This window comes from Methanoculleus sediminis, assembly GCF_001017125.1.
Lineage (GTDB): Archaea > Halobacteriota > Methanomicrobia > Methanomicrobiales > Methanoculleaceae > Methanoculleus > Methanoculleus sediminis.
Map to the genome: position 1 here is coordinate 253,894 of NZ_JXOJ01000002.1, position 24,449 is coordinate 278,342.

24 protein-coding genes are annotated in these 24,449 nt (G+C 64.1%); 8 read left to right on the forward strand and 16 right to left on the reverse strand.

The window, feature by feature from the left end:
* Window positions 1-85: 85 nt before the first annotated feature.
* Together SZ63_RS04065 and SZ63_RS04070 are read left to right on the forward strand one after the other, a co-directional pair.
* A complete protein-coding gene (locus SZ63_RS04065) occupies window positions 86-1,108 on the forward strand; it encodes a phosphoribulokinase (protein WP_048181595.1) in 1,023 nt (340 codons plus the stop codon).
* Between the two features lie 80 nt (window positions 1,109-1,188).
* A complete protein-coding gene (locus SZ63_RS04070) occupies window positions 1,189-2,646 on the forward strand; it encodes a TrkH family potassium uptake protein (RefSeq protein WP_048181599.1) in 1,458 nt (485 codons plus the stop codon).
* 44 nt (window positions 2,647-2,690) lie between these two features.
* Here SZ63_RS04070 and SZ63_RS04075 read toward each other — a convergent pair whose 3' ends face one another.
* Window positions 2,691-3,239: a hypothetical protein gene (locus tag SZ63_RS04075; protein WP_241481236.1), complete on the reverse strand. Its 549-nt coding sequence runs from the start codon at window positions 3,237-3,239 to the stop codon at window positions 2,691-2,693.
* A gap of 297 nt (window positions 3,240-3,536) precedes the next feature.
* On the opposite strand from SZ63_RS04075, the gene cfbC reads away from it, so the two are divergent.
* From cfbC to SZ63_RS04090, 3 genes are all read left to right on the forward strand, one after another.
* On the forward strand, window positions 3,537-4,355 hold the full coding sequence (gene cfbC, locus SZ63_RS04080; protein ID WP_048181605.1) for a Ni-sirohydrochlorin a,c-diamide reductive cyclase ATP-dependent reductase subunit: 819 nt from the start codon (window positions 3,537-3,539) through the stop codon (window positions 4,353-4,355).
* Window positions 4,315-5,382, forward strand: a complete 1,068-nt coding sequence (locus tag SZ63_RS04085; RefSeq protein ID WP_048181608.1) for a nitrogenase component 1 — start codon at window positions 4,315-4,317, stop codon at window positions 5,380-5,382. Before cfbC ends, SZ63_RS04085 begins: the two co-directional genes overlap by 41 nt.
* A gap of 116 nt (window positions 5,383-5,498) precedes the next feature.
* On the forward strand, window positions 5,499-5,972 hold the full coding sequence (locus SZ63_RS04090; protein WP_048181611.1) for a universal stress protein: 474 nt from the start codon (window positions 5,499-5,501) through the stop codon (window positions 5,970-5,972).
* 34 nt (window positions 5,973-6,006) lie between these two features.
* On the opposite strand, the gene SZ63_RS04095 is transcribed toward SZ63_RS04090, so the two are convergent.
* The 7 genes from SZ63_RS04095 to SZ63_RS04125 all read right to left on the reverse strand — a co-directional run bounded on the left by SZ63_RS04095 (window position 6,007) and on the right by SZ63_RS04125 (window position 12,190).
* A complete protein-coding gene (locus SZ63_RS04095; RefSeq protein ID WP_048181614.1) occupies window positions 6,007-6,594 on the reverse strand; it encodes a PH domain-containing protein in 588 nt (195 codons plus the stop codon).
* A gap of 29 nt (window positions 6,595-6,623) precedes the next feature.
* On the reverse strand, window positions 6,624-7,085 hold the full coding sequence (locus tag SZ63_RS04100; protein ID WP_048181617.1) for a GNAT family N-acetyltransferase: 462 nt from the start codon (window positions 7,083-7,085) through the stop codon (window positions 6,624-6,626).
* A 73-nt stretch (window positions 7,086-7,158) separates the two neighbouring features.
* Entirely contained in the window at window positions 7,159-7,368 is a 210-nt protein-coding gene (locus SZ63_RS04105) for a hypothetical protein (protein WP_048181619.1), read from the reverse strand.
* 175 nt (window positions 7,369-7,543) lie between these two features.
* A complete protein-coding gene (locus tag SZ63_RS04110) occupies window positions 7,544-8,710 on the reverse strand; it encodes a nitrogenase component 1 (protein ID WP_048181622.1) in 1,167 nt (388 codons plus the stop codon).
* A gap of 626 nt (window positions 8,711-9,336) precedes the next feature.
* Window positions 9,337-10,458, reverse strand: a complete 1,122-nt coding sequence (locus SZ63_RS04115) for an isocitrate/isopropylmalate dehydrogenase family protein (RefSeq protein WP_048181625.1) — start codon at window positions 10,456-10,458, stop codon at window positions 9,337-9,339.
* Entirely contained in the window at window positions 10,443-10,934 is a 492-nt protein-coding gene (locus tag SZ63_RS04120; protein ID WP_048181627.1) for a 3-isopropylmalate dehydratase small subunit, read from the reverse strand. The genes SZ63_RS04115 and SZ63_RS04120 overlap by 16 nt, the downstream gene beginning before the upstream one ends.
* A gap of 2 nt (window positions 10,935-10,936) precedes the next feature.
* Window positions 10,937-12,190 carry a 3-isopropylmalate dehydratase large subunit gene (locus SZ63_RS04125; RefSeq protein WP_048181630.1) on the reverse strand — a complete coding sequence of 418 codons (1,254 nt, stop codon included), beginning with the start codon at window positions 12,188-12,190 and terminating at the stop codon, window positions 10,937-10,939.
* A gap of 145 nt (window positions 12,191-12,335) precedes the next feature.
* Between SZ63_RS04125 and mutS the strand changes: the two genes are divergently transcribed.
* A complete protein-coding gene (mutS, locus tag SZ63_RS04130) occupies window positions 12,336-14,957 on the forward strand; it encodes a DNA mismatch repair protein MutS (RefSeq protein ID WP_048181633.1) in 2,622 nt (873 codons plus the stop codon).
* Window positions 14,954-16,711 carry a DNA mismatch repair endonuclease MutL gene (gene mutL, locus SZ63_RS04135; protein WP_048181636.1) on the forward strand — a complete coding sequence of 586 codons (1,758 nt, stop codon included), beginning with the start codon at window positions 14,954-14,956 and terminating at the stop codon, window positions 16,709-16,711. Before mutS ends, mutL begins: the two co-directional genes overlap by 4 nt.
* A 477-nt stretch (window positions 16,712-17,188) precedes the next feature.
* On the opposite strand, the gene SZ63_RS04140 is transcribed toward mutL, so the two are convergent.
* The 3 genes from SZ63_RS04140 to SZ63_RS04150 all read right to left on the reverse strand — a co-directional run bounded on the left by SZ63_RS04140 (window position 17,189) and on the right by SZ63_RS04150 (window position 19,658).
* Window positions 17,189-17,788 (reverse strand): PsbP-related protein, encoded by a 600-nt coding sequence (locus SZ63_RS04140; protein WP_048181639.1) that lies wholly within the window; start codon window positions 17,786-17,788, stop codon window positions 17,189-17,191.
* A gap of 43 nt (window positions 17,789-17,831) precedes the next feature.
* On the reverse strand, window positions 17,832-18,701 hold the full coding sequence (locus tag SZ63_RS04145; RefSeq protein ID WP_048183576.1) for a S16 family serine protease: 870 nt from the start codon (window positions 18,699-18,701) through the stop codon (window positions 17,832-17,834).
* Window positions 18,702-18,860: 159 nt separating this feature from the next.
* The gene (locus SZ63_RS04150; protein WP_048181641.1) at window positions 18,861-19,658 is read right to left on the reverse strand and encodes a methyltransferase domain-containing protein; all 798 of its coding nucleotides are present in this window, start codon (window positions 19,656-19,658) and stop codon (window positions 18,861-18,863) included.
* A 252-nt stretch (window positions 19,659-19,910) separates the two neighbouring features.
* Here SZ63_RS04150 and SZ63_RS04155 point away from each other — a divergent pair, with 252 nt between their 5' ends.
* Window positions 19,911-21,728, forward strand: a complete 1,818-nt coding sequence (locus SZ63_RS04155; protein WP_048181644.1) for a C45 family peptidase — start codon at window positions 19,911-19,913, stop codon at window positions 21,726-21,728.
* A 135-nt stretch (window positions 21,729-21,863) separates the two neighbouring features.
* Here the strand turns inward: SZ63_RS04155 and SZ63_RS04160 are convergent, their stop codons facing one another.
* Genes SZ63_RS04160 through SZ63_RS04180 form a run of 5 tightly spaced genes read right to left on the reverse strand, consistent with a single transcriptional unit; the run spans window position 21,864 to window position 24,449 of the window.
* Window positions 21,864-22,430 carry a HemK2/MTQ2 family protein methyltransferase gene (locus SZ63_RS04160; RefSeq protein ID WP_048181647.1) on the reverse strand — a complete coding sequence of 189 codons (567 nt, stop codon included), beginning with the start codon at window positions 22,428-22,430 and terminating at the stop codon, window positions 21,864-21,866.
* 2 nt (window positions 22,431-22,432) lie between these two features.
* Window positions 22,433-23,206, reverse strand: coding sequence for a 16S rRNA (adenine(1518)-N(6)/adenine(1519)-N(6))-dimethyltransferase RsmA (gene rsmA / locus SZ63_RS04165; RefSeq protein WP_048181650.1), 774 nt, complete (start codon window positions 23,204-23,206; stop codon window positions 22,433-22,435).
* Window positions 23,203-23,766 (reverse strand): DUF655 domain-containing protein, encoded by a 564-nt coding sequence (locus SZ63_RS04170; RefSeq protein ID WP_048181653.1) that lies wholly within the window; start codon window positions 23,764-23,766, stop codon window positions 23,203-23,205. The genes rsmA and SZ63_RS04170 overlap by 4 nt, the downstream gene beginning before the upstream one ends.
* A gap of 17 nt (window positions 23,767-23,783) precedes the next feature.
* Entirely contained in the window at window positions 23,784-24,134 is a 351-nt protein-coding gene (locus SZ63_RS04175; protein ID WP_048181656.1) for an RNA polymerase Rpb4 family protein, read from the reverse strand.
* A gap of 21 nt (window positions 24,135-24,155) precedes the next feature.
* Entirely contained in the window at window positions 24,156-24,449 is a 294-nt protein-coding gene (locus tag SZ63_RS04180) for a 50S ribosomal protein L21e (protein WP_048181659.1), read from the reverse strand.

Genomic DNA, 24,449 nt, shown 5'->3' on the forward strand with positions numbered 1-24,449 from the left:
CACGGCTGCCGCCCCGTTCCCGAACCGGCCGGCCCGCACCGAAATCTTAACACGCCAGGATACCGACCAACCTTCGAGCTGAATCATGCCCCCGTCCGACTTCAAGAGAGTCATTGCCGAGTCGCCCTACGTCTTCATCATCGGCGTCGCCGGAGACAGCGGGTCCGGAAAGACCACCTTCACCCGGGCGATCCGGGAGATCTTCGGGGACGATCTCGTCTCCACCATCACCATTGACGATTACCACAGATACGATCGCCGGGAACGCAACGAACTCGGGATAACCCCGCTCGTCCCCGAGGCGAACCGGTTCGACCTCTTAGAGCAGCATCTTGCCGAACTGAAGGCGGGAAGAGCGATTGAGAAACCGGTCTACAACCACGATTACGGCCGGTTCGATCCCCCGGTGCCCTTCAGCCCCACGAAGATCCTGATCCTCGAGGGGCTGCACCCGTTCATCACCGGGACGCTTCGGGGCCTGATCGACTTCAAGCTCTACGTGGACCCGGACCCCGACGTCAAGCGTGCCTGGAAGATCAAACGCGACGTGGAGCGGCGGGGCTACTCCACCGAGGCCGTCCTCCGGGAGATGGAGGAGCGCAAACCCGACTACGAGCGGTACGTCGCGCCGCAGTGCCTGTTTGCGGATGCGGTCATCCGGATTGCCTTCTCGAAGTACGGCAGAGACGTGAGCGAGAAACGCAACGTCTACCGCGTCACCCTCTGCCAGAGCAGGCTTGATAAGAGCATCGGGGACGTCGACCTCTCGATCGACCTTTTCGGGCTCCTCTCGCTCTCCGAGCGCGACTTCATGGTCGAGTTCACCATCGAGGACGTCGAGGGGACGGCGATGGGGGCGCTCACGTTCGACGGGGAGCTGAACGACGCCGTCGCGAGAAAGCTGGAGCGGAATATCGAGATTCAGACACAGGTGGAGCCCATCGACATCAGCCAGGACAGCGACTATCTGACGGCCGGGGATATGGCACAGCTCATCCTCGCCTGGCGGATCATCAACCGGCGCATCTTCATCGAGAGCGCTCCGGGAGCGGCCGAAACCGGACGGACGGTGGCCGGTAACGACGGGTGCGAATGCGGCCGAAGGTGATTTTAGCCCCACTACGACCCCGGGAAGTCGAACGGCCGCACAGGAGAAAGTAGATAAGAGCGCCCGGAGAACGTGTAACGATGGATAGGATCGAGCAGTTCTCGATCATCGCAGCAGACATCGGCAGCATCTTCAAGTACATGAGCATCGCCACGGCGCTGCCGCTTGTCGTGGCGGTGATCTACCAGGAGTGGGAGATGATCCTGCCCATGGTCTCCGTCCCTGTCGTCCTCTTTATCCTCGGAATGTTTCTTGTCCAGGTGCCCCGCGAGGATCGCGAGGCACCCCTATCCGCCGCCCTCATGGCGGTCGCCCTGATCTGGCTGATCATCGCGCTGGTGAGCGCACTCCCGTTCTGCCTCGGACTCGGCGTCTCATACCTCGACGCCGTCTTCGAGGCGATGTCCGGGTGGACGGACACGGGCCTGACGATGATGCGGTCGGTCGAAGAGATGCCCCGGACGCTTCTTTTCTGGCGGTCGCTGATGCAGTGGCTCGGCGGCATCGGAATCGTCGCCTTCACCGTCGCGATGGCCTCGAGAACCGGGCTGACCCAGTTCCGCCTCTACCGGTCGGAAGGCCGCTCGGAGGCGCTGATGCCGAGCGTCGTCGCGACGGGGTTCGAGATGTGGAAGATCTACCTGGTGCTGACCGCCGCTTCGATCGGCCTCATCCTGCTCTCGGGGATACCGGTCTGGGACGCGGTGAACATCGCCCTCGTCGCCATCGCCACCGGCGGGTTCTCCGTTCACTCGGAGGGAATACCGTTCTACAACAACCCGCTGCTCGAAGTCCTCATCGTCCCGGTCATGATCGCCGGCGCCCTCCCGTTCAAACTCTACTACCTCCTCTACCGCCAGAGAGACACGAGGTTCTTCGGCGACCAGCAGGCGCGTCTCCTTCTCATGCTCATCGCGCTCGGGATCGTCGTGATAGCATGGGATCTCGTCACGCTCACCGCGACCGATCTCCCCACGGCCGTCCGCCAGGCGCTCTTCATGGCTACCGCGGCGGCCACCAGCACCGGGTTTCAGGTCGCTTCCCCGAACGAGTGGGCGAGCGTGACCGTACTCTTCCTCGCGATGCTGATGGTGATCGGCGGAGCATCCGGGAGCACCGCCGGCGGTATCAAACTCTCCCGGGTAGTCCTCGGGTTCCAGAGCCTGGTCTGGTGGTTCCGGCGGATGTTCGTCTCCGGGAAGGTGCTCGTGCCGTTCAAGTACGACGGCAAGGTGATCCCGAAGAACGTCGCCGACCTCGAGGTCTCGCGGAACATGCTGACGATCATGCTCTACTTTTTGATCATCTTCGTCGCCACGATACTGGTGATGCACCTGCAGCCGACGTCGTTCGATTCGAGCAACGTGATCTTTGAGGTCGTCTCCGCGATGTGCAACAACGGCATCTCCACGGGGTTCGTCTCGCCCGATATGGAGTCTCCGGCGAAGGCCCTCTTCATCCTGATCATGTGGATCGGGCGACTTGAGGTCATTCCGGTGATCATGCTCGTTATGGGTCTCTTCAAGCGGTCCGACTGAAGGGGCCGATCCACGGAGGGGCTGCAAAAAAAAGAACCAGCCGGTTACTCCGGCCGGTAGTTCAGGTACAGGTCGTCCACCGCCGCCCGGTCACCGCCGTTCTTGACGAGCAGGTCCATGTAGGTGTGAACCTCCGGGGCGTACTTCTTCAGGACTGCCGGGGAGGTGTGGTAGAGCATGAAGGCCTCGGCGAAGATCGCCGCTTCCCTCTCCTCACCGGCGGGAGGGGTGATCCGGGCCAGGTAGGTGCCCGGGTTTTCAGCAAGCGCCGCAAACGCCTTGCTCTCCCCTAATTCCATCGTGTGGTAGACGCGGTAGCCCACCTGCTGGACAAAGACCTCGTCGGCTCGCGCCGGATCCCTGTCCGACCGGATGTAGACGGCGTTCTCCTCGGGGACGTAGACTCCGCTCACGTCCCCGGACACACCCTCCCGCCTGAACACTTCGCTCCTGCTGTCGATGTAGACGGTGAGATTCTCCATAAATTTTTCTCTGATCTTGGTGCTCTGCTGCAGCACCAGGGCCTCCGCAAGTGCTGCTTCGGTGCCGCTCCCATCCCTGTTCTCCAGACGGAAACCAGCAACCGGGCTCACTGAGAAGACCGAACAAACGACGAAAATGAGAATGATCGCCGCAACCAATCTTGATCGGAATCGTGGGTCCATGGTTTTCCCTCTGCTTGACAAGAGTTTCAAACTGTTCATTATATACTTTTCTAATTTTAAAAATTAAATTATAAATGTCAGAATATCAAAAAGACGCAGATAAAGAAATACTTTGTTTGAAGAACCTTCCAGAGATGAGGATCGAACTACAACAAAGGATATATAGTTCCATGACATGAACGGCACCCGACACCTAATTACCCATGCAAGCGCATAGTAGATGCAATGAAACAGATCGCCCTCTACGGGAAGGGGGGAATCGGGAAATCCACCACTGCAGCAAACCTTTCGGCGGCACTCGCGGGAGAAGGGCTCGATATCCTGCAGATCGGGTGCGATCCGAAGCACGACAGCACCCGCATGCTGATGCACGGGACCTGGATCCCGACGGTCCTCGACCTCATCCGGGAGCGCGGAGACGAGAGCATCACCGCCGACGACGTGGTCTACCGGGGCTTTCGCGGCGTGCGCTGCGTGGAGGCCGGAGGGCCCGAGCCCGGGATCGGGTGCGCCGGCCGGGGGATCATCGCGACGTTCCAGCTCCTCGAACGCCTGGACGCCCTCAAAGGCGACGTGATCGTCTACGACGTCCTCGGCGACGTCGTCTGCGGCGGGTTTGCGATGCCGATGCGGGAGGGGTACGCCCAGGAGATCTACCTGGTCACCTCCGGCGAGTTGATGTCCATCTACGCGGCAAACAACATCGCAAAAGCCATCGCCCGCCTCTCGCGCCGGGTGCGGAGCAGGTGCACGCTCGGGGGCGTGATCTGCAATGCAAAGAACATCGAGGGCGAGCGGGAACTCGTGGAGGAGTTCGCCCGCCGGATCAACTCCCGGCTCATCGCCTACATCCCCCGCTCGAGGGTCGTCCAGGTCGCGGAACTGCAGAAACAGACGGTCGTCGAGTACGCCCCCGAGTCCGACCAGGCGGCGGTCTACCAGGAACTCGCACGCACGGTCTACGGAAACGAGACGACGAGCATCCCCACACCCCTCGAGATGGATGAACTCGAATCCTTCGCCCTCGAATTCGTCCAGGTTTGAGGGGTGTACCCTGACCGGAGCGCTCTCGGTACTCACGGAGGTACGGGACGCCGTCTCCGTCATCCACGGCCCGGCGGGATGCACGCACCACAATTTCTCTCTCCTGCACGCCACCCACCTTGCAAACGACCGGCTCGAGGTCCCCCGCCTTCTCTCCACCCGCTTAACGGAGAACGGGATCATCTTCGGGGGCGAAGACGCGCTGGAGGAGACTATCGCGCAGGCGCTCTCCCTCTCGCCCGCCTCCGTCTTCGTCCTCTCAACCTGCATCGTCGAGACGATAGGAGACGACGTCGCGGCGATCTGCGCGAAAAGCCGGGGCGTCCCGGTGATCCCCGTGCCGACCGCCGGGTTCCTCGGGGGGGTCTTCGAGACGGGGGTGAAAAACGCCCTCTCCTCCGTCGCATCGCTTGCCGGTCCTGCGGACGCAAAAACCCTGTCGGCAAACCTGATCGGCGAGAAGAACCTGGAGTACGGCGTCGACGAGAACGCAGCCGAGATCGAGCGCCTTCTTTCCCGGCTCGGCATACCGGTCAACCTCCGGTTCGTGCGGGGGCTCGGTACACTGGATATCGGACGGCTCGGCTCGGCCGCCGTGAATATCCTCCGGGAACCGGCGCTCCGGCCGGTCGGTGAAGACCTCGAACAGAGGCTCGGCACGCCGTACGTCGACTCGTTCCCGGTGGGTCTTGCCGGAACGTGCCGGTTCCTCGAAGAGGTCGGCCGGATCTGTGGGATCGATGCATCGATCGCCGTCGAGGAGGAACGGGCCCACCAGGCAGAGATGCTCGGGCGGTTCGACGATATCGCCGGGAGCCGCGTGCATTTCCAGTCCCCCCACCCCATGCTCAGGGGCGACCCGGGTGCGGAGGCGATCTGCACCGAGTGCGCCGAAGCCCTCGATCTTTCCGTCGACCCGGACGGGGCGGCGATCCCGCTCCCGTATCCGGCGCCCGTCGGGACCGCCGGTCTTGGACGGATGCTGCACCGGTGGCGGGTGCTGATCCGGGAGAAGCGGCGGGGGTGAGGGGACGGGGCCCGCAGGCGGCAGGCAGCCCCGTACCCACCTCGTCCTCCGGCGCCCGCACAATCTCTTTTATACCTCCTCTGCAGAAAAGGTCTCATCGGAGAGAGTGCCTGAGTATGTTCGAACGCATCCTGTTTCCAACGGACTTTTCAGCGCCTTCCATGAAGGTGCTGGACTACATCCCCGTGCTGCACGAGGCGGGAACCCGGGAGGTGGTTCTCGTCCACGTCATCGACTCAAAGGAGATCACGCTGATCGCTTCGGGCGGGCAGGGGTTCCTCGGGACCGTGCCCGACCGGGAGACCGAGGCCCAGAAGGAACTGCGGGAAGAGATCCAGCACCGGATCATCGACACCCGCCGGGCGCTCGAGAAGCGAGGCGTGAAGGTGACCGTCCGGACGCCCGTCGGCATCCCGGGAAAGGAGATCGTGACCGCGGCCGATGCGGAAGGAGCCTCCCTCATCGTCATCGGCTCCCACGGCCGGTCGAACATCCGCGACCGCCTGCTCGGGACAGTCTCGGAGTACGTGATCAAGAACGCCCGCCAGCCGGTCCTGGTCATCAAGCGGGAGACGATCGGTGGGAGATAGGCCTCCCCCACCTCCCTGCATCGTAAAAAGGTGTCTATCGATCCTGCCGGGCCTCGAGCAGCCGCCGGATCGCCCGCAGTTCCTCCACCACCGCATCGGCTGCCGGCCCCTCTGCCGGCTCGCCGCCGGTCGCGGCGACCGGCCTGGTAGTCCGCACGAAGTTCATGATCGTCTCCTGAAGATCCTTCGGGTCCGCTATCCCGTTGAGGATGATCTCCGCCCGGGCCTGCGCCGAGTAGCCGGCGGTCTGCACCCTGACCGCCGAGAAGGAGAAGAACCGCATCAGGGGCCCCTGGGCGATATCGACGTTCGTGATCCGGTTGTAGGGGACGATCCCCGTCTGCCGGAACCAGACCCCGCGCTGCCAGGTCACTTCGGTGACGGTGAGACGGTAGACGATGCTCTCGTGGTAGAGCGGGATCCAGTAGGCGACGAAGACGACGATGGCGAGCACCGGCACGGCAATGGCGAGAGCGACGGGCAGCGGGCTGAAAACGACGATGGGAGCGAGCCATGGCAGGACGAAGGCGACGACGGCCAGGATCAGGGACGCGTAGAGGTACAACCGGAACTGCGGCACCGGTTTGAACGATTCCCCTAGGCGGAAGGTGGTGAGGGACATGATATCGCACTGATCTCAATCGGAACAGATTAAATCTTGCCGGTGAGGCCTCTTCGGAGGATACAGCGATCGCCTCCCTCGCCAAAGTAGGCCGGGCAGAAGTCCGTCTCCCGAAAACCATGCCTCTCGTAGAGCGCGCGGGCGGCATGGTTTTCCGGCGCGACCGAGAGGTAGACCTCGTCCGCTCCCCGCTCCCGGAGGGCGGCGAAGACGGCGGCGACGAGGTTCTCCCCGAACCCCCTGCGCCGGTACCGTTCCGCCACCACCAGCCGGACGATCCATCCCGTTGCCTGCCGGTGCTGGACGAGGGCCCCGATGGTGTAGCCGGCCACCTTCCCGTCATGTTCCGCAACCAGAAACGTATCGCCAAAGAGGACGCCGGCCTGCCGGATGAAGACCTCGGGCTTGCAGCCCTGCGGGCTGTTCTCCCTCTCGAGGGCACAGACCGCCGGAAAATCCGTATCAACGTATCCCCTGATCGTCAGGTCCATGCCGGTAGATTCGTCGTGATGGGTAAAAAAGAGGAGACAATCCCCTGACGGGGAACATTTCCGGACCCGGCGCTCACGTCTTCTTGATGCTCGCCTGAAGCATGTCCCGCGCCATCTTGTAGGTCTCGATCTTGTACTGCATCAATTCGATATGCTGTTCCTTCGTCCGGATGCGAGACTCGATCATCCGTACCATCAACTGCCGCATCTCGTCCTCGTCGAGGAGATCGTACATCCTCGCGAGAAGCATATCGTGGGCGCCGTATCCACCGTGGTGCGTCATACCATAACCTCCCTCTCGTACCGGCCCGCCCAGCGGACGAGCCGGCTCCCCGGTATCCGCCGGTTCATAAATATCTATGGCAGGTACGGCCGCTCGCCGGGAGGGCAAGAACGGATGGCCGCGTTTTGCCCGGTCCCCGGACGGATGTGCCGGCACCGGGAGAATTGACGCTTTGCTAGAAGAATTCCGCACCCTCTCCCCCGGGGCGCCGGTTCCGGTTGATGCAGGCGTTGAGCACCTCTTCCATCAGCCGGAGCGCCCCTTCCACCCCGGCGATCGCGTGGGAGGAGAGAGCGACCCTGTCCCGGAGAGGCGGCGTCAGCCCGACGAACGCGGCGCCGGGAGCGATCGCCGCCTCGTAGGTGGAGCCGAGGATCAGGTCGGGTTCGGCGCCACGGATCGTCTCCCGGATGACCGAGAAGTCGGTCGTATGGATAATACCGCCACCGGATGTACCGGGACTGTTCCGGGCGGCGACGCAGGCGATCTCGGCACCGAGATACCGGTCGAGGAGGTCGGCGGCAAACGAGGCATACGCGGCGCCGCCGGCAATCGCCACGCGGGGAGGGTCGAACCTCCTGAGGTACTTCTCGCAGGCTTTTCGGATCCGGGCATCGGCCCATGCGACTTCGTCCATGACCGGGCGGATATCAGCACCGTCGATCTCTGCGCCAAGCCGCTCGAACGCCTCACCGACCGCATCGAGGCCAAGGAGCGAACCGCAAGAGGTTCCGACGCCGCTCGCGAGATCCGGGTCCGTCCCGACGGTGAACGGCGCCGCCCGGCGGGTCGCGGCGTAGCGGTCGAGGCAGAAGGTGGTAGCGACACCGACGCCTGCAAGGCCGAGCAGGCGCCGCGCCTCGAGGGCGTTTCCCCGGCAGAAGGGGTCGGTGCGGCAGATGCCGTCGATGTTGACGCCGAGAACGTCGGGGTCGACCTCCGGCGCGATCGTATCGAGAGCACGGCGGTAGCCGGCCTCGAGGTCGCCGAGGAAGCCGGGGCTGTCGACGACGAGGACCTGCCCCTCATCGGCAAGGTCGCCGATATCCTCACCCATGATCGCGGGGACGCAGGTGTTGACCACGGCTATCCGGGCGTAGCGGCCGGCGAGTTCCCGGATCACTTCCGCGAGGCGGGACTCCGTCCCGAAGATGATCTCGTTCTCGACGAGGAACGTCCCGTGGATGGGAACCCCGACGAGCGATGCGGGGTAGAAGTAGCACCCGCTCGAACCGTGGACGACGACGGCGACGTCCTCGAATCCCGAGAGACAGGCGACCGCCCCGGTCATCGCACAGGGCCAGAGGGGGTTCTCGCACGGTGTCTGCTGCTCTTCCGGCATCGTTCTACAAGATCATGGCGGTGCGGGGATATAAAAGACAGTACCTTGAGGGAAATGGCTTTCTTTGTTGAAACCGTTTTCGGGTCATCCTCCCTACCTTGGCGAAATTGATACTAGAATAGGCTTGTCCCTGGAATCAGTTTTTTCTTCGAGCGTGTTCCCATGCAGTGAACCGTGGTGGCTATCGCCACTGGGGGTGGGGCTGACGGGGAGTGCGATGGGCGGAACGCCCGGAGCTCGACCACCGTCAGGTGGGGAGGGGGTCTCCCCCTCCCCTGTCTCCACCTCACTACAATCCGCACATCCCATCAACCCCACCCCACCCGCGCTTCGCGCTCCTCAATCGCACCTGACGGTGCTTCAACTCCACTCCTGGCGGAGTGTCGCACTCCGCACCTTCGGTGCTCAAACTCCTGCTGTTCCAGCAGTCGTTCCCCGCCCCAAAGGGCGGGGGCAGTCATGGCGATATGCGATGGACACAACCAACATCCGGAGCACGAGCACCGCAAGTGCGCAACCCGGTGGAAAGTCGTGCCCAAGAGTTCCTCTGGGTTGCAAACGTCTGGCGCAAGCAGGCAGGGCTTGAGCAAAGCCAAATAAAAACAGGAGACGAAAGGCCGGCGGCCCTACACCGTCTTCACGAGCGAGGCAAGGTACCGCCCGACCTCGCTCGTCTTCTTCGCGCCGCCCATATCCCGGGTGACGTAGCCGTCGAGGATGCTCCTCTCGATTGCCGCGAGAACAGCCGCCGCCGCCTCGTGCTCGCCGAGGTGGTCGAGGAGCATCGAGCCCGCCCAGACGGTGGCGAGCGGGTTCGCGACGTCCTGGCCGCGGTACTTCGGCGCGGAGCCGTGGATCGGCTCGAACATCGAGGTGCCCTTCGGGTTGATGTTTCCGCCGGGGGCGAGCCCGAGCCCGCCCTGGATCATGGCCCCAAGGTCGGTGATGATGTCGCCGAACATGTTCGGGGTGACGACGACGTCGAACCACTCGGGGTTCTTGACGAACCACATCGTGACGGCGTCGACGAAGTTGAACTCCGTTGCAACGTCCGGGTAGCCGGCGGCGACGTCGGTGAAGACGTCCCGCCAGAGGCCGTAGACGTCGGAGAGGACGTTCGCCTTGTCGACCGACGTGACCTTCTTCTCCCTTCGTTCGGCAAGGTCGAAGGCGTAGCGGATCGCCCGCTCGGCACCCTCTCGCGTGACGACGCCGATCTGGTAGGCGAGCTCTTCGGCGTCGGTCTCGACGTCGAGGCCGAACCTGACGCTGTAGATGTCGCGGACGACATCGAGGGTCTTTTTCTCGCGTTTTCCGGCGAACCGCGAGCCGATCCCGACGTAGAAATCCTCGGTGTTCTCCCGGACGACGACGAAGTCGATATCCTCGGGGCGCTTGTTCGCGAGCGGCGTCGCAACCCCGTCGAGGAGTTTGATCGGCCGGAGGTTGACGAACTGGTCGAAGTGGAACCGGATGGCAAGCAGGATGCCCTTCTCGAGGATCCCGGGCTTCACCCGGTCGTCGCCGATGGCGCCGAAGTAGATCGCGTTGAACTTCGAGAGCTCGGCGATATCCTCCTCGGTCAGGAGCTCGCCGGTCGCGAGGTAGCGGTCGGCCCCGATATCGAAGTCGGTCCACGCGATATCGAACCCGTAGCGCTCTCCCGCGGAATCGATGACCTCTTTACCCGCAGCAACGATCTCGGGGCCGATCCCGTCCCCGCCGATTGCGGCTACTCGGTGCTGCATCTCTTCACCTCGTCCAGGTTCTTCGCGTAGGCCACCAGGCCGCCGGCATCGACGATCTCCTTCATGAACCCGGGCACCGGCTCGATGGGGAGCCGTCTCCCGCCCGCCTCGATGTAGCCGTCGGCGAGGTTCACCGCCACGGCATCGCCGTCCCGGATACTCTCCGCCTCCGGACAGACCAGCGGCAGGAGCCCGGTGTTGACGGCGTTCCGGTAGAAGATCCGCGCAAACGACTTCGCGACAACGACCTTCACCCCGGCGCCGAGGAGCGCGAGCGGCGCGTGCTCGCGGGAGGAGCCGCACCCGAAGTTGCTGCCTCCGACCACGACGTCGCCCTCCCGCGCCTCCTTCGCGAACTCGTCCCTCGTTCCCTCGAACGCGTGCTTCGCGAGTTCCGCCGGGTCATAGATGGTGAGGAACCGCCCGGGGATGATTGCATCCGTATCGATATCGTCGCCGAACTTCCAGACCCGCATGATCACACCTCCCTCGGGTCGGTGATCTCGCCGTAGAGGGCGGTCGCCGCCGCCGTCGCCGGCGAGGATAGGTAGACCGACGCCTGCGTGCTCCCCTGCCTCCCCCGGAAGTTCCGGTTCGACGTCGAGAGCGAGACCTCCCCCGATGCGAGGAGGCCGAACGCCCCGCCCATGCAGGGGCCGCAGCAGGGAGCCTCGACGAGCGCACCCGCCTCGACGAACCGCTCGATCAGCCCTGCCCGGAGGGCCTTCAAATACTCCGTCCGCGAGGCCGGGATGACGATCACCCTTACACCGTCCGCGAACCGGTCGGCGTCCCCCATCACCTCCGCCGCCTCGAAGAGGTCCTCGTAGCGGCCGTTCGTGCAGGAGCCGATGAAGACCTGGTCGACCTTTGTTCCCGCGACATCGCTCACGTCCACGACGTTGTCGACGTTGTGCGGGACGGCGACCTGCGGGGCGAGGTCCGTGACGTCGTAGCGGCGGCGCTCCGCGTATGCGGCGTCCTCATCGCCCGCAAGGTCGAACGGCTCGATCTCGCGGCGGGCGGTCACGTAGTCCCAGGTTGCCGCATCGGGTGCCACGATCCCCGCCTTCGCCCCCATCTCTATCGCCATATTCGCGCAGGTCATCCGGCCCGCCATACCCATCTCGCGCATCGCCCGGCCGGTGAACTCGAGCGCCATGTAGGTCGCCCCGTCGGCGCCGATGTCGCCGGCGAGGGAGAGGATGAGGTCTTTTGCCCCGACTCTTTTGCCGAACGCACCCTCGACCTCAAGGAGGATGCTCTCGGGCACCCGGAAGTAGAGCGCCCCGAACTTCAGGACGAAACCCATATCGGTCGAACCGATCCCGGTCGCGAACGCCCCCGCCGCACCGTAGGTGCAGGTGTGGGAGTCGGTGCCGACGATGATCTCGCCGGGCGCCGCCCGCCCCTTCTCCATCACGACCTGGTGGCAGACGCCCTCGAGGAGGTCGTAGTTGTGGATTCCCTGCTCTTCAGCAAACTGCCGCATGAAGACGTGGTTCTCGGCGGCGGGTATCGAGTCGGCGGGTACCTGGTGGTCGAAGAGCATAATGATCCGCTCGGGATCGAATACGCGCTCTCCACCCATCTCGCGAAAGACCCTGACCGCAAGCGGGCCGGTGATGTCGTGGATCATCGCTGCATCCACGGGTGCCATCACAACCTCTCCCGCACGGACGGGTCTCCCGCACCGTTGCGAAAATATCTTTTCTGCGATAGTCGCCGACATACTGTATCGTGTCTTTGGTACGCGTTCCGGACGTATTTAATTTGTCCGGGGCCGCCGGAGTGGTGCAGTAAATCGGAGCCTTTTGTGGCCGATTTTCGGGACAGTACCCTTATGTGGCCCCGTGCGGATTCTATAAGGAGAAGCGATGACCGACGGACCGACCCCGGCAATGCGGCAGTACTATTCAGCGAAAGCCAGGTACCCCGACGCCGTCCTCTTCTTCCGGATGGGGGACTTCTACGAGACCTTCGGCGAGGATGCCGGCGTGGTGGCCCGCGAACTCGACATCACCCTGACGGCCCGGGGCAGGGACAAGAACGGCGACCGGATGCCGCTCGCGGGCGTCCCCCACCACGCCGCCGACGGCTACATCGCCCGCCTGGTGAACAAGGGCTACAAGGTGGTGATCTGCGACCAGGTGGAGGACCCAAAGACCGCAAAAGGCGTGGTCAAGCGGGACGTGACCCGGGTGATCACCCCCGGAACCCTTATTGACTCCTCGATGCTCGTCTCGGCCGGCGCCCACTACCTGATGGCGGTCGCACCCGATCGGAAGGAGACCTTCGGCCTCGCGTTCCTGGACGTCTCCACCGGTGAGTTCTTCGTCTCCTCGGGGAGCACCGGGCGCGACTACGCCGAGATCGTCTCGGAGGTGGTCAGGTACCGTCCGACGGAGGCGATCGTCCCCGAAAGCCTCGCGGACGGCCTCCCCGCCCGGCTCGAAGCCCTCGGGGTGCCGGTGAGCCGCTACCGCGACGATGCCTTCGATCCCGACACGGCCTGCGAGCGGCTCTGCGAGGCTTTCGGGACGGCGACGCTCGATGGCTACGGGTGCGCTGAAATGCCGGGAGCAGTCGCCGCGGCAGGTGCGGCGCTCCGCTACGCCCAGGATACGCAGCAGTCGCCCCTCTCCCACATCTCGGGGCTCTCGACGCGGGTTCCGTCGGGGAACATGGCGCTCGACGCGATCACCCTCCGGAACCTGGAGATCACGGCGGGCATACGGGGCGAAGGCGACGCAAACACCCTTCTTGCCGCGCTCGACGCCACGGAGACCTCGATGGGGAGCCGGACGATGCGGTCGTTCCTGATCGCCCCCCTGCTCGGGAAGACCGCCATCGAGGAGCGGCTCGACGCGGTTGAGTGGTTCTTCGACCACGCGCTCGAGAGGCAGGCGCTTCGCGCGACCCTCGGCGACTTCGCCGACATCGAGCGGATCGGGGGAAGGATCGCCTACGGGAACGCAGGGCCGAGGGATCTCGCGACGCTCCGCGACTCTCTCTGCACGATACCGGACGTAAAAGCGCTCTTCTCCGCCGATGCCCCGGCCCTGGTCCGCGAGGCCCTCGCCGCGATGAGCGATCACGCTCATGTCGTCGATCTCGTCGGCCGGGCGATCGTCGACGAACCCCCGGCACGCGCGGTGGCCGGCGGGATGATCCGGGAAGGGTTCAACGAGAAACTCGACGAACTCCGGCACCTCGCGACGACCGGGAAGGACTGGATCGCGGAGTTCCAGCAGCAGGAGCGGGAGAGAACCGGAATAAAATCCCTCAAGGTCGGCTACAACCGGGTCTTCGGCTACTACATCGAGGTGACGAAACCGAACCTGCACCTGGTGCCGCCGGAGTACGAGCGGCGGCAGACGACCGCGAACGGCGAGCGCTACACGATCCCCGACCTCCGGGAGAAGGAGGCGATGATCGCGACCGCCGAAGAACGGCTCGGCGCCCTCGAAGCGGAGATTTACGCCGAACTCGTCCGGACGCTCGCGGCGGAGGTCGCCGGCCTCCAGGCGACCGCCCGGGCGGTGGGGCTCCTCGACGTCTATGCGGCGCTCGCCGAGGTCGCCGCCCGCTACGGCTACACCCGCCCGGCGATCGAGGAGAGCGGCCGGGTAGTCGTCCGCGACGGCCGCCACCCGGTGGTGGAGCGGCACCTCCCGGTGCCGTTCGTCCCGAACGACACGGAGCTCGACTCCGCCGGCGACCAGATCATGATCATCACCGGAGCGAACATGGCGGGCAAGTCCACCTACATGCGGGCGGTGGCGCTCTGCTGCATCATGGCCCAGATGGGAAGTTTCGTTCCGGCCCGGCACGCCACCGTCGGGATCGTCGACCGGGTCTTCACCCGGGTGGGGGCGTTCGACGACCTCGCCTCCGGGCAGTCGACGTTCATGGTCGAGATGCTGGAACTCGCGAACATCCTGAATAACGCAACCCCGCAGAGTCTCGTCATCCTCGACGAGATCGGGCGGGGGACGAGCACGCTGGACGGGTGCTCGATTGCCCGGGCGGTGGTGGAGTTCCTGCACGGGAAAGCGGTTGCCGGGCCGAGGACGCTCTTTGCGACCCACTTCCACGACCTGATCGACCTTGAGGGAACCCTCAAGCGGGTGAAAAACTTCCACTTCGCGGTGAAGGATACCGGAACCGACGTCGTCTTCCTCCGTAAGATCATCCCCGGTGCGACCGACCGGAGCTACGGCGTCCACGTCGCCCACCTTGCCGGGATCCCGAAGAAGGTGACCGAGCGGGCGATGGAGATCCTGAAAGAGACATCGGCGCGGGAGTTCTCCGGGGGTCCGCGGGCTCCCCGCTACACCCAGATGCTCCTCGTCGACCCCGGCGAGGGGGCCGTTCAGGAGAACCCGGCGGTCAGGGAACTCAAAGATCTGAACCCGAACGAGATGACGCCTATCGAAGCGTTAACCACCCTCTGCAGGCTCCAGAGGATTGCGAACGGGGAGAGGAGTGAGCGATGACGAAGATCTGCGTCCTCGACCCCGACACCGTGAACCAGATCGCCGCCGGCGAGGTCGTGGAGCGGCCTGCATCGGTGGTGAAGGAACTCCTGGAGAACGCGATCGACGCGGGGTCGACGAGCATCCTCCTCGATGTCTCCTCGGACATGACGGGGATCACGAAGATCCGGGTGACCGACAACGGGGAGGGGATGGATCCGGAGGAGGCGATCCTCGCGTTCACCCCCCACGCGACGAGCAAGATCCGGGATATCGCCGACCTCTCGGCCATCCGGACCCTCGGGTTCCGGGGGGAGGCGCTCGCGAGCATCGCCGCCGTCGCGGAAGTGACCCTGGTCACCCGTCCCCGGGGAGGGGGAGCGCTCGCCGGGACACGGCTGGTGGTCCGGGGCGGCGAGATCGTGGAGAAGAGCGAGGTGGGAGCACCGGAGGGGACAACGGTCGCGGTGGAACGCCTCTTCTACAACACCCCCGCCCGCCGGAAGTTCCTCAAAAGCAGGAACACCGAGCTCGCCCACGTCTACGCGGTCGTGGAGAGTCTCGCCCTCGCGCACGGCGAGGTCGCCTTCCGGGTGGTGCACAACGGAAAAGAGCGGATGGCGACCCAGCGGGCGGCAGGAGCCTTGAACACCATCGCGGGGCTCTACGGCGCGGACCTTGCACGGTCGCTCGTCCCGGTCGAAGGGCGGCTCCCGTTCCTCGCCATCCGCGGCTACATCTCCCGGCCGTCGGAGAGCCGGGGGAACCCCTCGCAGATATCCGTCAGTATCAACGGCAGAAGCATCTCCTCCCGCCAGATCGCCGCCGCCGTCCGGGAGGGCTACGGCACCCTCCTCCCGAAGGACCGCTACCCGGTGGCGTTCCTCGAACTCTCGATCGACACCGGTCTCGTGGACGTCAACGTCCACCCGACCAAACGGGAGGTCCGCCTCTCCCGGGAGCGGGAGATCACGGGGGCGATTGCCGCCGCAGTGGAAGAAGCCCTCGCCGGTCACGACCTCGCACGCGAGACCCCGGCCGAGCCGGTGCAGCAGCAGATCTCCCCGGAGGGGATCGAACCGGTGCCGTCCCCACCGCCGGTCGCCGAGCCCGGGGCGGCCTACACGGCCGACCACCGAAGTCTCACTCTCTCCGACAGGCAACTCCGCCGGACGGAGACGGAAGGCGGAGAGAACCTCCTCCCGGCGATGGAGCCGATCGGGCAGGTGGCCGCGACCTACATCGTGGCGGAGGGGACCGACGGCACCCTCTACCTCGTCGACCAGCACGCGGCCCACGAGCGCATCCTCTACGATCAGGTCGCGGAGCAGCGCAATAAGGCGGCCGGGTCGCAGGAGCTGATCACGCCGGTCGTCCTCTCGCTCCCCCCGAAGGAGTCCGCCGCACTCCGTGACGCGACCCCCCTTCTCGCGGAAGAAGGGTTCGTGGTGGATGAGTTCGGCCGGGACACCTTCGCCGTCCGTGCGGTGCCGGCCGCCCTCGGCGCGGTCGAGGATCCCGGGACGGTCCGGGAGGCGATCGCCGACCTTCTCGCCGACGAGTCCCGGACCGCCCCCGACCGGCGCGAGGCGGTCACCTGCATCGTCGCCTGCAGGGGGGCGGTGAAGGCCGGCGCCCTCCTCACGCCCGAGCAGCAGAAGCGCCTCATCATGCAACTCGCCCGGACAAAGACCCCCTGGACATGCCCGCACGGGAGGCCGACGGTCGTGGCGTTCGACAGGCGCAAACTCGACGGGATGTTCAGGCGAGGGTAAGGACACCCGGGCGGAGCGATGTGAAATAACCCGGATGCTCTCGTTTTTTTAAAATCAATCGGGGTAAAGCACCTTAAAAAACAAAATCCCGTATCACAATGGATTTATTCAGGGAGATCAGTACGATTGTACGTCGCAGCGGGCCTCCGCTGCAGACGAAACGGATTGAACCATACGACACCACTCCAGCAGATTCGCCTCCATATGAGAGGAACAGAGGACAACCACCACAGGCCCTGATAAGCGACCGGACTATCGAATCGCACTTCGATATTCTCTCCCAGCGATCCTCCCTCTGGTCACCCGCGATCTCACGCTGGAGAAGAAACAGGTGACGGGGAAACACCCCTAAACGTCCTGCCGAAAAATCACCTCTCAACAACTCCATTTACCCGCCACCTTTTTTTTGGTGATGCCGAATTTACAGCCAGGGCTGTCATTCTCAATGCTTCCGGAGTAATGTCCGGCCAAAAAAGGTTAGAGGAAACGGAACGATTCTGCCGCCGGAGCCGCATCGGCGTTGTAAACATCGTACCCGGGAGGGAACACCGTATGCATGACCGAGTAGATGACGTCGTCCCTGACGGCGTAACGGATGACGAAGGTGTACCGCTCCTCATCGACGATGGGGACGGAGAACTCCGATCGGTATGCCGGGACGCCGTCAAGGGAGATCCTCTCCGTCGAGACCCATTCGGCATCGATCCCGGTGCGAAGATCCTCCGCATAGGTCGCGTTCAGCGCTTCGAGAACGTTCTCCGTGTCGGTGGCGCTCTGGCCCGAGAGCGGGTTCGTGTTCACGCGAACCTCCTCGTGCTTATCCGGCGAGGAGAACCAGACACTCTCGCCGGACTCGGTGTAGAACCACCCCTCCGGGCAGGTGACGGCATACCCGTACGTGGTGTTGACGTAAGTGCCGTTCCCGGGAACGGGCACCGGGGTAGGGGTCGGAGCCGGAGGCTGGGTCGGGTCGGGGCCGGGCGGCTGCGGCGAGGAGAGTCCCGGCAGCAGAACCGCCACGACAATGGCCAGGGCCACCACGAAAACCCCGGCGATCAGCAGATTTCGTGATCTCATACTATCCGGGTACGTGGCCCGGGGAAGAATAAATACCCTTCAGTCAGGATGCCCCGGCGGCCGGATCAGGTGCGGGGGCACGAAGATCGGCGAGCAGGTCGTCGAGGGTATCTACGTATTTCACCCGGATGCCGAGGTTCTCCTCGATATACTCTTTTGCATCCACGACGATCGGCCGTTGCCGAGCGATCCGCCATCCGCCGAACGATCGGGTCTCCTCACGGTAATCGAAGACCCGGTTATTCTCCTCGGAGAGGATGAGAAGTGTCTTCCCGCCGCGGCGAGCGGCCTCGGCCTTCTCGAGGATCCCGCCGACCGGGCCGATGCTCCCGTCCTCATCGATAGTCCCCGTCACGGTCACGCTCTCGTTGAGCGCAAAGTCCTCCAGCACCGAGAGGAGCAGCGCGGCCATCAGCGCCCCCGCACTGGGGCCGTCGATCTCGGAGATATCCCCCGGCCCCTGGATGCTGAAGATGATATCGTTCTCTGTAAGATCCGCGCGGGACTGGTTGGCAGCGACAACGACCGCAAGATTCGCGGCATCCTGAAAGACTATCCCCATCCTGGGCGTCGTCTGGACGAGCACCCTTCCTTTTCCGGGAACGACCTCGACCGAGACGTTCACCATCGCCCCCTCTTCGGTCACCTCCTCATAGAGTAACGGGCCGCCCCGGTCGACCTCGACCTTCTGGAGGATGACCGGCACCTGCATCGAGGCAGCACTCCCGTTCCCGACCACCTTCACCGGGAGCGGAGGGGCGACGGTCGCGGTCGGAGAAATTGCAGCGTCCTCGGGTTTGGAGAGCGCCGGGGAAGGGTCGTCCGCCGGCATGAGGGCGACGGCCAGGAGGAAGACGTTCGCGACGAGCGACAGAACGAGCAGAATCGTCAGGGTCTTCTCCCGTATGCGCATATGCTGCCCGAATACCATGCAGCCGGATATATATCTTTGGTGCGCGATGGCTCGTTAGAGCCGGAGCGTGAGAAGACCGAAGGTCTTCGAGTCGCGACGCGTGCCCCGCAAGAGGCAGGCGGAGCCATCAGAATACCGTCCCTCACCCCCTAATCCGGGTCAGGGCTCCGGCTCTTTGACCGCCTCCACCTCAAGGCGCACCATGGGGACGTGGACGCGACCGTCGGGCGAGGGGAACCTCTCCACGTATCGGTTCGCCACTTCTTCGATGAACACCGGCCGGAGATCGTCGGGCAGCGGCTCCAGGTAAAGGTGCCAGGTGGTCCGGACCCACCCCATGAGGCCTTCGGGCAGATCGAACGCCATGTCTTTTCCGATCAACTCGACCCGCAGGGGCGTGAGCCCTGCCGTTTCCAGCAGTTCACGCTCCTCCTCGGGGCCGTAGAAGGCATAACAGGGGGCCGGACCGCCGAAGAGCCTCATCCACGGCTCCTCCGCGAGCATCTCGTCCGCGATCGCGATGATCGGCGCGGCGTTGCCTCTCCCGCCCATCTGGAGGAGAACCCTTCCCCCCGGCCGGAGGGCGCGGGCGATGCCCTGAAATACCCTGCCGTGGTCGGCGACCCAGTGCAGGGCGGCGTTCGAGAAGACGATGTCGAACTCCTCATCGAACGGCAGGTCGAGCATGTCCCCCTCAATGAGGCGGAGATTCGGGTACTGCTCCGGTGGGAAGCGTTCCCGGGCAAAGGCGATCATGTCGCGGGAGAGATCGATGCCGAGCGCCGAGCCGGAGGGGAGGCAGGCGGCAATCTCCGCGGTCACCTTCCCCTCGCCGCACCCGAGATCGAGCACCCGCTCGTCGCCGGCAAGCACGAGCTTTGCAATCAGTTCATGCGCCCAGGCCTGCTGGGCGGCGGAGTGCCGCCCGTAGTCGTTTGGATTCCACGCGTGTGCCATGATGTTCACCTCCGTGTTGCCTGCACGTTCTCCAGGTGAGAGGTATCGCCTCCGCCCGTCATCATACCTTCGACAACGGGCCGTCCCGGCAGGTTCTGCAGGCCATCACGCTCCGCCCCCTCACTCTTGAACCATCCAGTACCAAAAAAACCGATAACCGGCAAAATTCATCAGGATTCTCGCGCTTCGGTATGTATCGTACACAGGAACGCTTCAATACGATTTTATCCTCCTCCATCGGAAGAAAAAATAATGAACCAGGTACCAGAGCGCCTCCTGCGCGTTTGCCTGCCCACGTGTATCCTCGGTGTCGCGATCCTCTTCATCGCCGCTGCGGGCTGCACGAACACCGCCTCGACCGATGGGAACTCCATCTCCGGGAGCGTCGCAGGAGATTATGCGGGAGGAACAATCTACGTCGCGGCGATCGACGCCGCGGCATATTCGGCGTCGGAGATCAGGGTCATGGAGATAGGGGAGCATCCCGAACACTCGCAGTACGTCAGCGGTTTTGCTGCGCTCGATGCGCCGGGCGATTACGCCATCTCCGGACTCCCTCCGGGCAACTACACCGTCTACGCCTGGGCGGATACGGATGACGACGGCCGGATCGATCACCTCGACTACCGCGACCCGACCGGGTGGTACTGCACCCCGTCGCACCTCACCCCCGTCCGCGTCGCCGTTACACCGGGGAACACCACGACCGGGGTTGATATAACTCTCGTCGCCCCGGCGCCCTACCCCGACGAGGATCGGGAGATTGCGGTCGGCAACGGCGGCGGAAGGCTCACCGTCATGAAAGGCTGCCATATCCTCCAGGTGTGGGGAACGCCGGAGGAGCGGGCGTATGCCTACGGTTACCTCTGCGGCCCGCAGATCCGGGACTGGATCGACTACGTCCTGATCGAGTCGTTCATGCAGTCGCCCGCCGACTACGAGGAACTCTTCGTCCCCTACATCAGGGAACATATGGCACCGGCAAACCCGACGTATATGGCCGAACTCGACGCCATGCTCGCCGGGATGAACGCAGGCGGCACGGATCTCTACCTCCCGCCGGTCTCGCGGAACCTCACCCGCTACGACCTCCTCGCGGAGAACACGTATGACTTCATGCTCTACTACAAACTCTACGGCCTCATGATGGGCGACCTCGGCATAAACCGCACTGTAGCGGGCGACGCCGGGGTGTCGCCGCACCTCTGCACGAGCGCGATCGCCTGGGGCAACCTGACGGAGAACGACGAGCTCGCCGGCGGGTTGATCCACGGCAAGAACATGGACGGCGAGAACGACCTGCGGAAGGTCACGGTGAACAGCCTGCTCGTCATCGCGACCGATCCGGGTCCGGGCGCGAAACGCACGGTCGGGATAGACTGGCCCGGGTTCATCGGGACGTTCAACGGCATGAACGAGGACGGCCTCGTGCTCGTGCCCCACTCGTCGCCGTCGATCCCGGACTGGAACGCGACCGATCTCATGCCCACCACCTTCCTCTACAGGAATACGCTCCAGAGCGAGAGCGACGTTGCCGGGGCATGGGCCTACTGGGAGAAGGCCAACGGAACCAGGACCGGCGGGAACAACGCAGGGGTCTCGGCACCCTACGGGAACGGGACGGGAAGCGTCCCGGCGGCCTTCGAGACGGACTCCTACGGCGGCGCGGTGCGAGGACCGGGCGTCGTCGAGCCGGACGGCTGCCTCTTGATCGCGAACAACTACTACCTCTACCGGGGCGCCTATCCCCGCGCCGTCGAGCGGGTGGACGGCTACCACGCCGAAGTCAGGCCCGAGGACTACCGCTACCGGAACATGCTCGCCGTTCTCGACGGCTACCGGGAGGAGGAGAGAACCATCGGCACGCCCGAGATGATCGCGCTCATGCAGTCGGCGTCCGTCTCGGAGGAGTACCGGGGCACCACCGAGTACACCTTCATCGCGTACCCCGACGCGGGTGCATTCGCCGTTGCAAAAGAGGATCTCGCGAAAGGGCTTTTAGATGCACCGTTCGCGGAGTTCACGCACTTTGAGTTTGATGAGGTGTTCGAGCGGCCCTCCCCGGCATGACCGAAAGGGCTCGCCACTCTTTTTTCCATCAAAACACGCAAGAGAATCGCAGATGCCGTTTTGCGGATTATTTTCCGGCCGAGGATCCAGACAACAGGCGGCGCCGTGCGACACTTGAACCAGCTACCCGGAAAATCACGCTCCCATCCGGCAGAGGTCACGCATCCCCCGCAGAACGTAGAGCCGCTCCCCCTCGATCGGTTCCTCGTCGACGACGAACGAGACGAACCCCGCCCGGGCGAAGAGATCCCGGACGTCATTAAGCCCGGTCAGCGACGAGACCAGGAGCAGGATGCGCCCGAAGGACGAGAGTACCCTCCCGGCATCCGCGATGAACCGCTCGATCGTCGCTCTCCCCGTCGGCCCGCCGTCGAGGGCGTACTCCAGCCAGTCGTCCATCCGCTCATCGGGAGCCGTCGGGAGGTAGGGCGGGTTGAAGAGGATGAGGTCGAAGGGGCCGGAGACGCCCGCGAAGAGGTCGGTTCGGACCGCCGCCACCCCGCGGGCGCGGGCGCACCGGGCGGCGTGGGGGTTGATATCGGTCGCGACCACGCTCGCCGCCCGGCCGAGAAGTCCGGCCGCGACATAGCCGCTCCCGGTCCCCACCTCGAGCACCCGGTCGGTTTCCCGGACCTCGGCAAGCGCCGCCCGCAGAAGGAGGAACGAGTCCTCGGCGGGAGGATAGACCTGATCGGGGAGCATCCCTACCTCCCGCTCATCCGGTTCGCGATCAGCGCGAACTCCTCGAGCGTCAGGTCTTCGGGCCGGCGCTGCAGGAGATCGTCGGGGAGACCCGCGATCGCCCGCTCGATCGCCTCCGGTGAAAACGCATCTTTGCCGCTCCGAAGACCCTTCCGGACGGTCTTACGCCGGTGGGAGAAGAGCACCCGGACGACGTCAGCGTAGACCTCACGGTCCGCGATCGGGTACGGCGGCTCGTGCGGCGTGATCCGGACCACCCAGGAGCGGACCGCGGGCCTCGGCCGGAACGAACCGGGCCCGAGGTCGAGGAGCGGTTTTACCGAGGCGTAAGTCTGCACCATCACCGAGAGCCGGCCGACGTTCGCCGTTCCCGGCGGCGCGATCATCCGCTGGGCAAACTCCTTTTGGTACATCAGGACGGCGACCTCAAAGCCCATCTCGAGCAGCCGGAACGTAATCTTCGAAGAAACAGAGTAAGGAAGGTTCGCGACGACGATATCGAACGGCGGGATATCCACCTTCTTCGCGTCGCCCCGGATGATCTCAAGGCGCCCCTCCTCGATCTCGTCGGCAAACGCGATCTCGAGCTCCTCCACGAGAGCCGGATCGATCTCTACCGCAATGACGTCTGCATCCCGGTCAAGGAGGGCGCGGGTGAGGATCCCTTCGCCGGGCCCGATCTCGAGCACCCTCCGGCCGGAGACGTCGACAAAACCGGCAATCTTCTCGACGGCACGCTGGTCGACGAGAAAGTGCTGATCCCTCGGAGCACTCATCTCGATGTGAAGACGTGATACTTCTCGTCCGGGTCCTCGATCTCGCGCAGGATCCGGCTGACAATCATCCGATCCGGGTGCGGGAGGGACTTGATCCGTCCGGAGATATCGGCGAAACTCTCGAACGGCTTCTTCCCGCGCTGCTCGATGATCTCCCACATCAGTTTCTTCCCGATGCCGGGAAGCAGGTGCAGCATGTGAAACTTCGGCGTGATGGGCACGGACTTGTTGAAGAAGTCGACGAACCGCGGCTCGTTCTCGCTGACGATCTGCTCGACCACGAACGGGAGCTCGAGCTTCGCCGTCGCCGTCAGGTCGTCGTAACTGATCCGCCGCTTGACGCGCTCGATCTTCTCCCGTTCCGCATCGCCGATATAGACGCGGTCGTAAAGCTGGATATCCGCACCCGGTTTCGGGATGAGCTCGAGCAACTTGAACTGGTCCACGCCGACCGCCTGGACGACCGGCTCACGCTTGTAGGCCGGGCGCTGCTCGCTCACGTATCCCATGGGGAGGACATCGATGACTACCGCGTTCTCCTCTTTCCTTTCGGTCTTCATTGGCACCACCCCTTCAATCAGAAGTGGGTCATTACCAGGTCGAGGATCTCGTCCAGCTCTTCCGTTGTAAGATTGAACCGTTCTTTGGCGTAGATAGCCCGCAGTTCGTCCCGGGTCCGCGGCATCAGGTTCGCGATGCGGTAGGCGATCTCCTCTTTCATCTTCTCGAGCTTTAAGAGCTCCTCGACAAGGGCGTGGGCCCTCTCGGAAGATGTCTTTGAAAGCTGGTTGGCATGCTCGATGCTCTTACGAAGCTCGTAGGACATCTCCTCTCCGGATTCGAGCCGGGCTGCTTCCACCGATAGGAGAGTGTCCCGCAGTTCGGGAAGCAGCATCCGCTCTTCGCTCACAATTCGTTTTACCTTCATGCCAACCACTACTGTTGAGGATTATACTTTCTGCGCTTTTAGATGTTGCGGTCTCGCAATCACCTGTTTTACCGAATCTCCATCCCTGACCTCGAGCAGCCATGCGCGTCCGCGCTGTCCGATGACCGTACCGGTCTTCCCATGGAATCTCCGGTGGGGCATGCCCTTCTGGACACTCGGCTCGACCACGACGTGTACCTTCTGCCCGATCTCGAAGTTCTGAATCACCGAGGTGACCGGGGGGATGCCACGTTTTCTGAGGTCCTTCTTGAACTTATACCGCGTCTTCTTGCGTGGTCCATTGTGATGTGCCAT